This window comes from Ochrobactrum sp. CGA5 (genome assembly GCF_006345815.1).
GTDB lineage: Bacteria > Pseudomonadota > Alphaproteobacteria > Rhizobiales > Rhizobiaceae > Brucella.
This window is the reverse complement of sequence record NZ_VCIG01000002.1, coordinates 1-13,282: the sequence shown is the minus strand read 5'-3', so window position 1 is coordinate 13,282 and position 13,282 is coordinate 1. Positions and strand designations below refer to the sequence as shown.

The following is a 13,282-nucleotide window of genomic DNA, read 5'->3' as shown; positions in this document are numbered from 1 at the left end:
CCTCTTGAGAATATCGGGTTATTTCTTGCGCTGACGGGTGACGAAGAAGGCGGCAGCCAACAAGATGAAGCAGCCCACGACAAGACGCTGCCACGTGCTGGGAATGCCCACGAGCACCAGAACACTGTTGATGACGGTGATGAGCAGCACACCGAGAAGGGTGCCGATGACGGTTCCGGTGCCGCCGGTTATGCGCGCACCACCGAGAACCACAGCCGCGATGACGCTGATTTCGGTGCCCACGAAATCGAAGGGGCTCGACTGGCGATTGGCGCAGACATGGATGATGCCTGCAAGCCCTGCCAGACCACCTGCATAGCCAAACAGGAAAATATGGATCGCGCGCAGATTATAGCCGAGACGGCTGGCGATCTGGCTGTTGCCGCCCATCGCAAAAATCGCGCGGCCCATCAAAGTGCGGTTCAATATCCACCATGTCAGGATTGCAGCGGCAGGCAGCACCAGAAAATAGAATGGCATGGTGATGGTGGCACCCGTTGCCGATTCAAGCTGGAACAGCGGCAGGCGACCAAATGCGGCCATTGTCGGCGGCAGTGACATGATCCAGACCGTGCCGACAAAGGCCAGCAGAAAGCCACGGAAGAGATATTGCGTGCCGATAGTGACGATCAGTGATGGAACATTGAGGTAATGCACCAGAAGACCGTTGAGAACGCCGAGGAAAATACCACCTGCAATTGCCATCAAAATGATGAAGATGATTGGCAGTTCCGGCATATAGGCCTGCACCAGAAGCGTCAGCGAATAGACTGTCGTGGCGGCAATTGCCGTAAAGGAAACATCAATGCCACCAGCGGCGAGAATGATGAAGACGCCAAGCGCAAACAGGCCCATCACGACACTGGCACGGCCAATATCGATCAGTGTCGAGGCTTGCAGGAATGCCGGGTTGATGATCGAGACAATCGTGCAGATTGCCACGAGCAGGAAGAAAGTGATCGATTCCGGGCGTCTGCGAATGAAGTCACCCAGCTTGAAGGATCGGGTGGGCCCCCAATTATTTTGGCCCACGTCCTGCTGATACTGCGACGCACTCATTGGGCATATTCCTTCTGCGACGACATCATGGCTTGATAGAGCTGATCTTCTGTGGCCTGTGCTGCATCAAATTCGGCAACGATGCGGCCTGCGTTCATGACAAGAATGCGGTCTGCATTCTGTAGAAGCTCCGGTAGGTCATCGCTGACGATGATGAGGCCCATGCCAGCTTCGGCCAGTGCCTGAATTGCACGGTAAATCGTGTCTTTTGATCCCACATCCACGCCGACGGTCGGACCATGCAGCACCAGAAGCTTCGGCCCGATGCTGAGCCAGCGACCGATCAGAACACGCTGCTGATTGCCGCCCGAAAGTGCGCCAACCGGCAGATCAAGATTGGTCGTGTTCAGCCGCATCTCTTGCATCAGCGAAGCGGCGATGTTGCGGCCCTGCTTCTGGTCGACAATGCCAAGACGGTTGCAGAGCTTTCTGAAGATCAGGGCGATCTCGTTTTCAAAGATCGACTTGTCGAGGAAAAGGCCTTCTGCAAGCCGGTCTTCCGGCACGTAGCCGATGCCGCGCAGAATAGCTTCCGCCGGGCTGTTGACTTCGGTTAGCGCACCTTCCAGGCGGATTGAGCCTGAATTGGCGGGCTCCACGCCGGTTATTGCCATGGCAAGCTCGTTGCGGCCGGAATCGGCAAGGCCGGTGATGCCAAGGATTTCACCTTTACGCAGCGTAAAATCGATATCCTTGAAGCCGTATGCTGTGAGCTTATCGAGTTTCAGCAGTTCTGCTTCACTTGGTTGTCCCGTGCGATAGCGCTCGGCGTCGATTTCCCGGCCGATCATCAGTTCGGAAAGCTGCTTTTTGGTGTAGTTTTCGATCGGCCCCTGCGCCACGCACTGGCCGTCGCGGAAGACAACCGCATTGCCGCCTATGCGATAGCATTCGTCGAGCTTATGGGTCACGAAAAGTACAGCGACGCGTTCTGCGCGCAGCCGTTCGACGACCTCAATCAGATTGTCCACTTCGCGACGGGTCAGTGATGTGGTCGGCTCATCCATGATGACAAGCTTGGCGCGCGTTGCAATGGCGCGGGAAATGGCAACCAGCTGGCGCATGGCAAGCGGCAGCTCGGAAACGATCGTGTTCAGAAATGCCTTGTCGGTCGGCAGGCCAACCGTACTCAATGCGCGCTCTGCGGTCTCACGAAGTTGCGAACGCTTGACGCTGCGGAAAAGTCGGCCATTGCCTTCAACAAGCTGCTCATTCAGCGCTACGTTTTCGGCAACAGTCAGATTGGGAATAAGCGACAAATCCTGATAGACTGTCTCAATGCCGGCTGCGAGCGATTGGATCGGGTTGAGCGCGGCATAGGTTTTGCCATCCAGAATGATCTCGCCTTCGCTGGGCGCATGGGCGCCGGACATGATCTTGATGACGGTGCTCTTGCCGCAGCCATTCTCGCCCAGCAGGTGATAAGCCTGGCCAAGATCAATTGTCAGGTCGATGCCGCGCAACGCATGAACGCCGCCAAACCGCTTGTGGATGTTCCGCAGTTCGAGATAGCGATCCGGAGACCGGTCGTTACTCGTCCCATTCGTCGTGGTAGTTGACACGTTGAATTCCTTTGTCGCCGCACCGCTCGCAAAAGCGACCGGGCTGGCTGTAGGACCGGTTGGCTGTAAATGCCGCCCGCCAATGTCTTGGTTTTTGATGGTTGGTTCGGTTCAGGCGCCCGGATCCAGCAAAGCATCCGGGCTGTTGACACCATCGCATGCGACTGAACGACGTACGCACGCGATGGCCAGTCAGCCTGCTGTGGTGCTCTTAGAACAGGTGTTCCTTGTAGGTAGCCTTGTCTGCGATAACCATGCCGTTACCGATAACGAGGAGGCCTTCACCTGCACCCTTCTTCACGCGAACGCTGTTGTAGCCTTCAACGCCAAGATCGGTGCCGTCCTTAACTTCCTTTTTTTCGAGAAGAAGCTTGGCAACCGCATTCATCGCCATGCCAGCTTTCTGCGGATCCCAGAAGCCGATTGCGGTGATCGCACCCGATTCAAGCAGATCCGCCGATGGATTTGGCAAACCTGTGCCGACGAGGCAGACCTTGCCGCTCAAGCCGGCTTCATCGATTGCACGACCAACGCCGAGAACGTCGTTACCGGCAGAGGTCTGAAAGCCCTTCAGATCAGGATGCTTGCGCAGGATTTCCTTGGCTTTTTCATAGGTGCCATTAGCATCGTCGAAGGATTCATTGTTTGGATCGACGAGCTGCATGTCAGCGTATTTTTTGGCATTTTCTTCAGCCGAGCCAACCCACTGCATATGCGTGCGGCTGCCGAGCGAGCCAACGAAAGTCGTCCACTTGCCGCTCTTGCCCATGCATTCGGCCAGGCGTTCATTGAGAGCCGTGCCGTAATCGGCATTATCGAAGGCTTCGACGTCAGCCATGGTATTGACCTGATTGTCAGCCTCATGGGTCACAACAACGATACCGCGTTCCATGGCCCGCTTGAAGGTGCCTTCGAGAACTGCCGGGTCCATCGGAACGACGGCGAGAGCGTTGACTCCCTTGGCTACGAGATCCTGAACAATCTGGAGCTGCTGCGCGGCATCTGCCGTTGCCGGTCCGCTCTGGGTTGCAACCACGTCAGGATTTGCCTTCTGATAGGCTTCAACGCCAGTGTTCATGCGGTCGAACCAAGGAATACCGCTGATCTTGACGACAGTTGCGATAACCGGCTTTTCCTGAGCGACGAGCGCGCTTGCGCTGCCAGCGACGATTGCTGCGCCAATAACAGTTCCAGCGAGCAGTCTCTTCGTTACTGATTTCATGATTTCCTCCACGCTAACATTCCCCCAATGTCTATGTTCGGGTGCCTGAGGGTTGAGCACCGATGTTTCCCTTTTGGCGATTACCAAGGGTAAAGAAGCCCGCAATGTCGTATTTTCCGACTGCGAGGAAGGCGAGCAGCAGCAGACCCCACGCAAAATCGCGGACGAAGTTGGATAGGCCGCCGAAGTTGAGCAGGCTGGACATAAGCTGCAACGCGATAGCGCTCAGAACCACGCAGATCACGCGGCCGTAGCCACCTTCCGGCTTAACACCGGCCATGACGGCGATGAGAATGGCGACCAGAAGATATGAGCTGCCATAGTCGAACTTCACGTTGACGTTGCGTGCTGCAATGATGACGCCTGCAAGCCCTGCCAAAAGACCGCTGGTCGCATATGTGGCAATCAGAACACCGTTGCGCGGGAAACCGGCGAAAACGGCGGCTTTCGGATTGGTTCCCATCAGCATCAGCCAATAGCCATAGGGCGTGAAGCGCACGACCGCAGCGATAAGCGCCGCTATGGCAATGAAGATGAGAAAGCTGATCGGAACAGCCCAGAGCATGTCGTTGCCGATGCGCGAAAGAAGATCGGGGCTACCGACCATGACCGCGCGTCCGCCGGAAACAACAACCGCAAGTCCTGTAAACGCCATCTGCGTGCCGAGCGTGCAGAGGATCGGAGTAATATTGAAACGCGCAATCAGCACGCCATTTATGATGCCGCCCGCAATGCCGATCACCAAAGCCAGACCGATGAAGGCGAGGCTGAAGCCGAGCTCATTCTCGGCGCTGGAAATGAACATGGAGACGACAACCGCGGAAAGCACACCGGCCAGATTGGCCAGTGCGATACCTGAAAGATCGATCCCGCCATTGCCAGCGCACATTGCCAGCATCACGCCAATTGCCAGAAGTCCGATTTCAGGCACCTGACCTGCCATGGACTGCAAATTAAACAGGGAGAGAAATGACCCACCCGAAATATACGCGCCAAGCACGAACAATCCGAGATTGATGACAACAAGCATAGCAAGCTGATTGCTTGTTTTCTGCATGGTCTCCTCCTGCCATGTTTAGTAAACAAAATTCTTATTCACTAAATATTTGACGAGAAGCCGTGTGGCTGTCAAGCGCATTGTCGGCAAAATTCCGTTGCCTGTGGATCGATTTTATCTTAATCGGTTTAATACTCGACCATATTGTTTACTAAACATATGATAGAAATCGGCATATAAAATGAACCTTATGACGTTGGTAAAATGAGGCCGGTTCGTTCTTGATTTGAGAATTAAACCGGCAACATATTGAATCTGGTGCGACTTGCGGATTTGAAGTTTCTGGGGGCAAATGCCATACAACTGGCAGATGTTCTCGTTCACGGAGCCTGCGTCCTCAACCGAATTCCTGTAATCGTGCGGAGCATATGAAAAAGAAAAAGTCTTTTACGATCAGAGACATCGCAGAGACTGCCGGCGTTTCTCCGGCAACGGTTTCTCTTGTGCTCAACGGCAAGGGTGAAATTTCGGGTGAAACGCGCGCACGCGTCCTCGAGGCCGTTTCCAGGCTGAATTATATTCCGCGTGCATCAAAGACCGCGCCAAGCACCGGCGAGACGATCCGCTTTCTGAAGATTGCCAAGCATGGAGAAACGGTCAATCGCGATCACAGCGTTTTTGTCTCGGACTATATTGACGGCATGTCCTCGGAAGCGACGCGCCGTAACTATACGCTGGAAGTGGTGAGCTTCGACGGTCAACCAATCAGTGCAGTAGCAGAATCGCTTGCCGGGTCGCCGGTGCGCGGCGTGATTGCTCTTGGCACAGAGCTTTCGGCGGCTGATATACACATGATACAAGGCCTTGGCTTGCCTACCGTCTTTATCGATACGTTTTATGAGGTCATCGAAGCGAATTTCGTCGATATGAACAATGAGGACGCCGTCTACAAGGTTCTGTCGCGTTTCAAGCAGCTTGGCTTCTCGCGGATCGGCTTCGTAGCCAGCCATACGGAGACCACAAATTTCCGTCTTCGCCGCGATGCATTTTTCAAGAATATGCGGCGTCTGGACCTGAAAGTTCAGGAGCGTGACGTTCTCTCGGTTGAATCGACCTATGAAGGCGCCCATCGCGATACATGCGCAATGCTGCATTCAGGGCTTGATCTGGCTGAGTGTTATTTCTGCACGAACGACATTATCGCCTATGGCTTCATTCGGGCATTGAAGGGCAAAGGTCTTCGTATTCCTGACGACGTCTCAGTGATTGGCTTCGATAATCTGCCTCAAAGCGCGACCATGGAACCGGGTCTCACAACCGTTGACGTATCCAAACGGAAGATCGGAAATCTGGCAGTCACCGTGCTCGACGACTTGATCAACACTGCGGAACCTCAGCCGCCTGTTAAAATTCTGGTTGGGGCAAACCTCATCCTGCGTGCAAGTGAGACCTCCAGCACCCGGAAAACGGCTAGAAGTCGCGAGTTCGGCTAGAGCATGTCTCCCAAAAAGGGCGACCGGTTTTGGGATAAAGACATGCCAAAAGAGACGCGAAAGCCTTTGCAGCCCGGCGACTGGAAAACAGGCAACCGGGCATTCTTTGATCCAGTATTATTCAGCCCGAACTTTCGTCCTGGGCGATTTTCGCAATCTTGCCGGGAGGTGTTAGAGGTTCAGGAACTGGAACACCGGTCAGTAGCTGATCGGCACCGGAATAGATGTCACCCTGCACCTGTGCCGTGAGCCGCTCGGCATCACGCATGCGAATATCGCGTAGCGTATCCTCTGCAACCACCTCGTCCAGCCCAAGCTCGCAAAGCGCTTCCTTTCCGAAAAGCAGCGCGGATTCGAATGTTTCGCGTAGCTCGAAATCCACCCCCGCCTTCAACAATTCGATGGAATGCGTGCGATCATACGAACGCACCATAAGCTTTGCTGCCGGAAAATGGGATTTGACCAGCTCGACGATGCGATTGGCTGTCTTCCGGTCGTCCACGCAAACCATGATGACTTCCGCCTCATCGGCACCCGAATGATGCAAGATGTCGAGCCGCGATCCATCGCCATAGAATATCTTGAAACCGAACCGCCCGGCTTCACGGATACGGTTGGGGTCGGCTTCGATAATAGAAACATCCGATCTTTGCGCGAGCAGCAATTGCGATGCGATTTGCCCGAAACGTCCGAAGCCGATCATCAGCACCCGGCCTTTGAGATTATGCGCCGATTCAATGCCTTCGAGGGATGGCGCTTCGTCCCGCAGAAGCCGGGAACCCAGAATAAGGACGAATGGCGTAACAGCCATCGACAGAATGATGACGGTTGAAAACAAAGCATTGTCACGCGCCGAAATCAGTCCGTTCCCGAACGCTGATGTATAGAGCACAAAGGCAAACTCGCCGCCCTGAGCAAAAAGCAGCGTCCGTTCGAGCGCCGAACGGTGACTGGAACCAAAAATACGGGCAACGATATAAATACCAATTGCCTTTGCAACCACGTAGGCGACAAGGAGAATGAGAACCGAGTGCCAGTCCGATGCGACCACGCCAAGATCAAGCGACATGCCAACAGCCAGAAAGAACAGCCCCATCAAGAGCCCCTTGAACGGCTCAATATCGCTTTCGATCTGATGCCGGTAACTGGAACCGGACAGCATAACACCGGCCAGAAAGGCGCCCATCGCCATGGAAAGACCACTCGCTTCCATAAGCAGGGCCGCGCCAAGCACCACGATCAGCGCGCCAGCCGTCAGGACTTCACGTGCTCTTGCACGGGCAAGCAGGGAGAAGAAGGGATCGAGCAGCCAACGTCCGACAACAATGAGCAGACAAATTGCGCCCAAGGCTATCACAACACCCTGGATTCCGCCCGATTCGTGCTGAGAGGGCGAAAGGAAAGCGACAAGTGCCAGCAGCGGCACAATCATCAGATCTTCGAGCAGAAGAATGGAGACAGCCTTCTGGCCGTCCGACGTAGCGATGTCCCCCCGCTCCTGCAAAATTGACATGATGACGGCCGTGGAGGACAGCACGAAACCGGAGCCAGCAATCAGAGCTGTTATCGGCGGCAGGCCCAGAAGAATGCCCGCGCCAGTGAGAAGGGCAATGCAACCCAGAACCTGCGCAAGACCCAAACCGAATATCTGCTGGCGCATTGCCCATAGCTTACCGGGGCGCATCTCAAGTCCGATGACGAACAGGAACATGACCACGCCAAGTTCGGAAAAATGCAGGATCGTTGCGGGATCGGTGAAAAGCCCGAGAATGGACGGCCCGACCAGAGCACCCGCAGCGAAATATCCCAGAACCGAACCGAGACCCAGTTTCCGAAACAGCGGCACCGCCACAACACCAGCCGCGAGCAGAACCACAGCAGGCCCCAGTGTTTGTCCAAGTCCTTCAGTCGCCATATGGTCTCCGTACGGGATCGCTTTGTTCGGTTTTGCATTATATACCACGTCAATAAAAACTGAACAATTAATGCATTCCCGTCAACCGATTCCGCCTCATATCTGGATTGTGGTCGCAGGTTCGATGGATGCTGTTTTCCGCGCGGTTCGTGGAAATGGAACACTGCCAATCTCGGAAGGGAAAATTTTCTTTCCGGGCGGCGTCATGCCGCCTCTAGCTTTTGAAGCCACATCGGAAGCGCCACATGGCAGCGCAGAGCGTCGGGACGGAATTAAACCCGGCGAAGAAAAAGGCGCCTCGCGGCGCCTTTTTCTAACTTATCAATCGGCCTAACCATATCAATATGCAAGCACCGATAAAACCCGCGATCAGATAGCCCAGCCAGCCGCCGAACGAAACACCGAGAAATCCGAAGATAAAACTCGCTACGGCTGCGCCGATGATACCGAGAATGACATTCATAAAAATCCCGGTATTGCTGTTCATGAAATTGGAGGCAATCCAACCGGCCAGACCGCCGATGATAATTGCCGCAATCCAGCCTATTCCTGCGCTTCCCATCGGGAACCCTCCTGATTACAATCCGGCGGGTACTTTACCGCCACTATCCTTGAGCTTCTGAATTACCTGCTTGTGCAGCCAGATATTCATGGTCGCTGAATCACCCGTATCGCCGGTATAGCCTAGCTCCTTGGCAAGTTCCTTGCGGTGTTCCAGGCTGCTGTCGAGGCCAAGAGCTTTCATCAGATCGACAATTGAAGTCTTCCAATTGAGCTTCTGGCCGCTTTTGGCGACGGCCGCGTCCAGAATGGCACCCACGTCGACAGCGTCCGAGGAAGCGGAAGTAGATGCTGATGGCGCCGGAGCAGCCGCCGCAGATGAAGCGGTCGGTGCCGGCGCAGACTGTGCAGCCGTTTCCGTCGCAGGAGTTGCCGCTTGTGCCTCTCCCCAAATGGCGCTCTTAATCTTGTCGAAAATCCCCATAATAAACTCCAATCGTTGAAAATCGATATGCCCCCAAAACTGCCGGTTTGCGACAACCGGAAACTTGGACACAGCAAATCATCCGGTGATTCCCAGACAAACGCTCGAAATAAATGAATCCAAAGCCATTTTGTTCCCTATAAAGATGCAGATTAGAAGTTTCTTCCAACCTTGACGCGTTATCGTCGGAAATTCCCGGCCCAAGATCCAGTGTAAAGATATGTCTGACGATCTCGTCAAGACATATCGTCAACCCCAAACATTCCCCTATCTTGTACCGCATCGGCCACGAGCAAGGGAGTTGTCGCGTGGAAAAGCAGCTTGTTACGTTCAATGCCGGTTCTTCGACTGTGAAGATCGGCATGTTCACTTGTGACGGGCAGCACATCCGAAAACTGTCGCGGGGCGAAATCGATCTGAACGGATCGCCTTTGACATTTCGATTGCGCGGCGAGAACGGGAAGCTGGACATTGCCTTGGCATCCAAGGGCACCGACAATATCGTGACCATTCTGGAAGAACTGTTTGCGAAACTCTCTACCCAGATCAATCCCGCTGACATTCTCGCTGTCGGCCATCGTATTGTCTTTGGCGGCGATCAATTCGCCGGGCCAGTATTGCTGGACGACAAACACATCGATGCCATCGATCGCTTGTCCATTTTCGCTCCGCTTCACCAGCCTAAAAGTGTGATGCTGATCAAAGCAGTCGGAAAGCTCTTTCCGCATCTCGCCCAAACAGCTTCCTTCGATACTGCTTTTCATCAGAGCATATCGGATACGGTCCGGCGCTTTGCAATTCCCCGCAATCTCCACGAACGCGGAATAAAGCGGTATGGCTTCCACGGTTTGTCCTACAAATCGATTGTTGCCAGTTTCTCCCGGCAGGAGCCGGAGCTTGCCCGTGGAAAGGTCATTGCGGCTCATCTGGGAAGCGGAGCTAGTCTATGCGCCATGGACGACGGTAAAAGCGTCGACACCAGCATGAGCTTTTCAACGCTCGACGGCATTCCAATGGCCACCCGTTGTGGAGCCCTCGATCCTGGTGTGCTTCTTCATCTGCTGCAACAGGAAGACATGCGAGCGGGTGAGCTCTCCGATCTGCTTTATCATCGCTCGGGGCTTCTTGGGCTGTCCGGGTCGAGCGGCGATACGCGTGATCTTCTGACAAGTGACAACGTCCGGGCTCAGGAAGCTCTCAACATCTTTACGTTGCGCATTGCTGGCGAAATCTGCCGGCTTGCTGCGACGCTCGGCGGCCTCGACGCGCTCATCTTCACAGCAGGTATCGGCGAACACCAACCCGCGATCCGTGAAGCTATATGCAAACGTCTCGGATGGCTCGGCTTTGAAGTCGACGCCTTCGCCAATAATGGCAATGCCTTTCAGATCACGAAACGATCTCGTTCGCCCGCAGCATTTGTGCTGGCCACGGATGAAGAGCAGATCATTGCCTTGGAGACACTGGAAGCCATTCAGAACACCGCAGTCAACTATGCCCATCATGACTGTTCAACCAGCAGCGAAGGACACAGAGCATGAGTATCGAAATCGCCAAAGGCCCCTTGTCGCCGCAGCAACTTGCACTGATCAATGGTTACTGGAGAGCCGCAAACTATCTCTCCGTGGGGCAGATTTACCTGATGGACAATCCCTTGCTGCGCAAACCTTTGGAACCTGAGCACATCAAGCCAAGATTGCTGGGCCATTGGGGCACGACGCCCGGTCTCAACTTCATTTATGCGCACCTTAATCGCATTATCCAGGAAAGAAACGCCAACGTGATCTACATATGCGGACCTGGTCACGGCGGTCCGGGCATGGTGGCAAACACCTATCTCGAAGGCTCCTACTCCGAGATTTATCCGGCCATCAGCGAGGACGAAGCGGGCATACGCAAACTGTTTCGGCAGTTTTCCTTTCCGGGCGGCATACCAAGTCATGTCGCACCGGAAACGCCGGGCTCCATCCATGAAGGCGGTGAGCTGGGCTACGCGCTGGTCCATGCCTATGGCGCGGCGTTCGACAATCCCGATCTGGTGGTCGCTTGCGTGGTCGGCGATGGTGAAGCGGAAACGGGAACGCTGGCAACTTCTTGGCATTCCAACAAGTTTCTCAATCCTGCGCGCGATGGCGCCGTGCTGCCGATCTTGCATCTGAACGGATATAAGATCGCGAATCCCACTGTCCTTGCGCGTCTTTCCGACGACGATCTGGCCAGCCTGTTCAAAGGTTACGGCTATGAACCATTCTTCGTAGAGGGCAGCGAGCCTGAATCCATGCATCAGAAAATGGCTGCTACACTTGATACGATCTTCACGCAGATTGAGAAGATAAAAACAAATGCCGACGTCAAATCGCCGGCACGCCCCCGTTGGCCAATGATCATTCTTCGCAGCCCAAAGGGCTGGACCGGTCCAAGAGAAGTCGATGGTCTCGTCGTCGAGAATTACTGGCGCTCGCATCAGGTCCCAGTCGCGAATTGTCGAGAGAATGATGCACATCGCAGAATCCTCGAAGACTGGATGAGAAGCTATGATCCAGAGGACCTGTTTGACGAGAAAGGTGCACTGAAGCCTGAACTACGCGCGCTTGCGCCGAAAGGTGTAGCGCGCATGGGCGCCAATCCGCATGCAAATGGGGGATTGCTGCGCAAGGAATTGCATACGCCCGACTTTCGTCAATATGCGGTCGATGTGACTGAGCCAGGGGGAACCGACGCACAGTCCACCAAAATACTTGGCGAATACCTCCGCGACATACTCAAGCTGAATGAGGCGGAGGCAAATTTTCGCGTGTTCGGTCCAGATGAGACCGCCTCGAACCGTCTCAGCGCGATCTTTGAAGCCAGTGACCGGGTCTGGATGGCCAGAACCCTAGACATAGACGATCATCTTTCAGCCGATGGACGAGTTATGGAAGTACTGAGTGAAAACCTATGCCAGGGCTGGTTGGAAGGATACCTCCTGACCGGGAGACATGGCTTCTTTTCCTGCTATGAAGCGTTCATCCACATCGTTGATTCCATGTTCAACCAACATGCGAAATGGCTACAGGTTGCGCGTGGGCTGGAATGGCGCAAGCCTGTCTCATCCCTCAACTATCTCCTGACTTCTCACGTCTGGCGTCAGGACCACAACGGCTTTTCCCACCAGGACCCCGGCTTTGTCGACCTTGTCGCCAATAAGAGCGCCGATATCATCCGTGTCTATTTCCCGCCTGATGCCAATACGTTGCTGTGGGTTGGCGACCACTGTCTGAAAACCTGGAACCGCATCAACGTTATCGTTGCCGGAAAGCAACCAGCACCCCAGTGGCTAACGATGGATGAAGCCATACAGCACTGCGAAGCCGGTCTCGGCATATGGCGGTGGGCGGGAACCGAGGACGGTCTGGAACCCGACATCGTCATGGCCTGTGCGGGTGATGTTCCGACGATGGAAACGCTTGCTGCGGTCGATCTTCTGCGCCAATCCTTGCCACATTTGCGTATCCGGGTAGTCAATGTCGTGGACCTGATGGTTCTCCAATCACAGCAACATCACTCGCACGGTATTGCCGACACCCAATTCGACCAGATTTTCACAACCAACCGACCAGTGATTTTCGCTTATCATGGCTATCCTTACCTCATTCACCGGCTTGTCTATAAACGTGCCAATCACCCGAACTTCCACGTACACGGTTTCATCGAACGAGGAACAACAACAACGCCTTTTGACATGACCGTGTTGAATGGATTGGACCGCTTTCATCTTGCAATCGCTGCAATCAGGCGGTTGCCGCTCAGCAATGATGTTGCCGCTCCTCTCATTGCCGATTTCGAGGAGAAACTAGCGCTTCACAAGCGCTACGTGCACGAACATGGTGAAGACATGCCCGAAATCCGTGATTGGAAATGGCCATCCGCGCGGAATTGCTTTTCCGGGTAGGGATCTGGCTTGATTTGTATTTTTGGCTATAGACGTCAAAAAACCCCGTAGATTTTCTACGGGGTTTGAATGGTATTTTGTTGATTTTGGTTGCGGGGGCAGGATTTGAACCTGCGGC

11 protein-coding genes are annotated in these 13,282 nt (G+C 54.4%); 4 read left to right on the top strand and 7 right to left on the bottom strand.

The features are described from left to right. Positions 1-18: 18 nt before the first annotated feature. The 4 genes from FJQ48_RS02315 to FJQ48_RS02300 form a co-directional block, all read right to left on the bottom strand. The gene (locus FJQ48_RS02315) at positions 19-1,059 is read right to left on the bottom strand and encodes an ABC transporter permease (RefSeq protein WP_139973610.1); all 1,041 of its coding nucleotides are present in this window, start codon (positions 1,057-1,059) and stop codon (positions 19-21) included. Continuing rightward, complete coding sequence (locus FJQ48_RS02310) at positions 1,056-2,621, bottom strand: sugar ABC transporter ATP-binding protein (protein WP_139973609.1); 1,566 nt, start codon at positions 2,619-2,621, stop codon at positions 1,056-1,058. Before FJQ48_RS02310 ends, FJQ48_RS02315 begins: the two co-directional genes overlap by 4 nt. A gap of 211 nt (positions 2,622-2,832) precedes the next feature. Continuing rightward, positions 2,833-3,843 (bottom strand): substrate-binding domain-containing protein, encoded by a 1,011-nt coding sequence (locus tag FJQ48_RS02305; RefSeq protein ID WP_139973608.1) that lies wholly within the window; start codon positions 3,841-3,843, stop codon positions 2,833-2,835. Positions 3,844-3,874: 31 nt separating this feature from the next. Beyond that, positions 3,875-4,900 carry an ABC transporter permease gene (locus tag FJQ48_RS02300; RefSeq protein WP_139973607.1) on the bottom strand — a complete coding sequence of 342 codons (1,026 nt, stop codon included), beginning with the start codon at positions 4,898-4,900 and terminating at the stop codon, positions 3,875-3,877. 368 nt (positions 4,901-5,268) lie between these two features. On the opposite strand from FJQ48_RS02300, the gene FJQ48_RS02295 reads away from it, so the two are divergent. Beyond that, a complete protein-coding gene (locus FJQ48_RS02295; RefSeq protein ID WP_139973606.1) occupies positions 5,269-6,333 on the top strand; it encodes a LacI family DNA-binding transcriptional regulator in 1,065 nt (354 codons plus the stop codon). A gap of 121 nt (positions 6,334-6,454) precedes the next feature. Here FJQ48_RS02295 and FJQ48_RS02290 read toward each other — a convergent pair whose 3' ends face one another. Beyond that, a complete protein-coding gene (locus FJQ48_RS02290) occupies positions 6,455-8,248 on the bottom strand; it encodes a monovalent cation:proton antiporter-2 (CPA2) family protein (protein ID WP_139973605.1) in 1,794 nt (597 codons plus the stop codon). 22 nt (positions 8,249-8,270) lie between these two features. Here FJQ48_RS02290 and FJQ48_RS02285 point away from each other — a divergent pair, with 22 nt between their 5' ends. Further along, entirely contained in the window at positions 8,271-8,582 is a 312-nt protein-coding gene (locus tag FJQ48_RS02285; RefSeq protein WP_139973604.1) for a hypothetical protein, read from the top strand. Here FJQ48_RS02285 and FJQ48_RS02280 read toward each other — a convergent pair. Together FJQ48_RS02280 and FJQ48_RS02275 are read right to left on the bottom strand one after the other, a co-directional pair. Then, positions 8,562-8,810 (bottom strand): GlsB/YeaQ/YmgE family stress response membrane protein, encoded by a 249-nt coding sequence (locus tag FJQ48_RS02280; RefSeq protein ID WP_139973603.1) that lies wholly within the window; start codon positions 8,808-8,810, stop codon positions 8,562-8,564. The two genes, FJQ48_RS02285 and FJQ48_RS02280, sit on opposite strands and share 21 nt — an antisense overlap. A 15-nt stretch (positions 8,811-8,825) precedes the next feature. Next, positions 8,826-9,233 (bottom strand): DUF3597 domain-containing protein, encoded by a 408-nt coding sequence (locus tag FJQ48_RS02275; RefSeq protein ID WP_139973602.1) that lies wholly within the window; start codon positions 9,231-9,233, stop codon positions 8,826-8,828. Positions 9,234-9,541: 308 nt separating this feature from the next. Between FJQ48_RS02275 and FJQ48_RS02270 the strand changes: the two genes are divergently transcribed. Continuing rightward, a complete protein-coding gene (locus FJQ48_RS02270; RefSeq protein WP_139973601.1) occupies positions 9,542-10,774 on the top strand; it encodes an acetate/propionate family kinase in 1,233 nt (410 codons plus the stop codon). Beyond that, the gene (locus FJQ48_RS02265; RefSeq protein ID WP_139973600.1) at positions 10,771-13,164 is read left to right on the top strand and encodes a phosphoketolase family protein; all 2,394 of its coding nucleotides are present in this window, start codon (positions 10,771-10,773) and stop codon (positions 13,162-13,164) included. Before FJQ48_RS02270 ends, FJQ48_RS02265 begins: the two co-directional genes overlap by 4 nt. The last annotated feature ends 118 nt before the right edge of the window (positions 13,165-13,282 follow it).

Excerpts from the sequence above, each read along its gene's own strand:
- FJQ48_RS02305 (WP_139973608.1), bottom strand. The coding sequence starts at position 3,843 with ATGAAATCAGTAACGAAGAGACTGCTCGCTGGAACTGTTATTGGCGCA.
- FJQ48_RS02295 (WP_139973606.1), top strand. The coding sequence starts at position 5,269 with ATGAAAAAGAAAAAGTCTTTTACGATCAGAGACATCGCAGAGACTGCC.
- FJQ48_RS02300 (WP_139973607.1), bottom strand. The coding sequence starts at position 4,900 with ATGCAGAAAACAAGCAATCAGCTTGCTATGCTTGTTGTCATCAATCTC.
- FJQ48_RS02280 (WP_139973603.1), bottom strand. The coding sequence starts at position 8,810 with ATGGGAAGCGCAGGAATAGGCTGGATTGCGGCAATTATCATCGGCGGT.
- FJQ48_RS02265 (WP_139973600.1), top strand. The coding sequence starts at position 10,771 with ATGAGTATCGAAATCGCCAAAGGCCCCTTGTCGCCGCAGCAACTTGCA.
- FJQ48_RS02290 (WP_139973605.1), bottom strand. The coding sequence starts at position 8,248 with ATGGCGACTGAAGGACTTGGACAAACACTGGGGCCTGCTGTGGTTCTG.
- FJQ48_RS02275 (WP_139973602.1), bottom strand. The coding sequence starts at position 9,233 with ATGGGGATTTTCGACAAGATTAAGAGCGCCATTTGGGGAGAGGCACAA.
- FJQ48_RS02315 (WP_139973610.1), bottom strand. The coding sequence starts at position 1,059 with ATGAGTGCGTCGCAGTATCAGCAGGACGTGGGCCAAAATAATTGGGGG.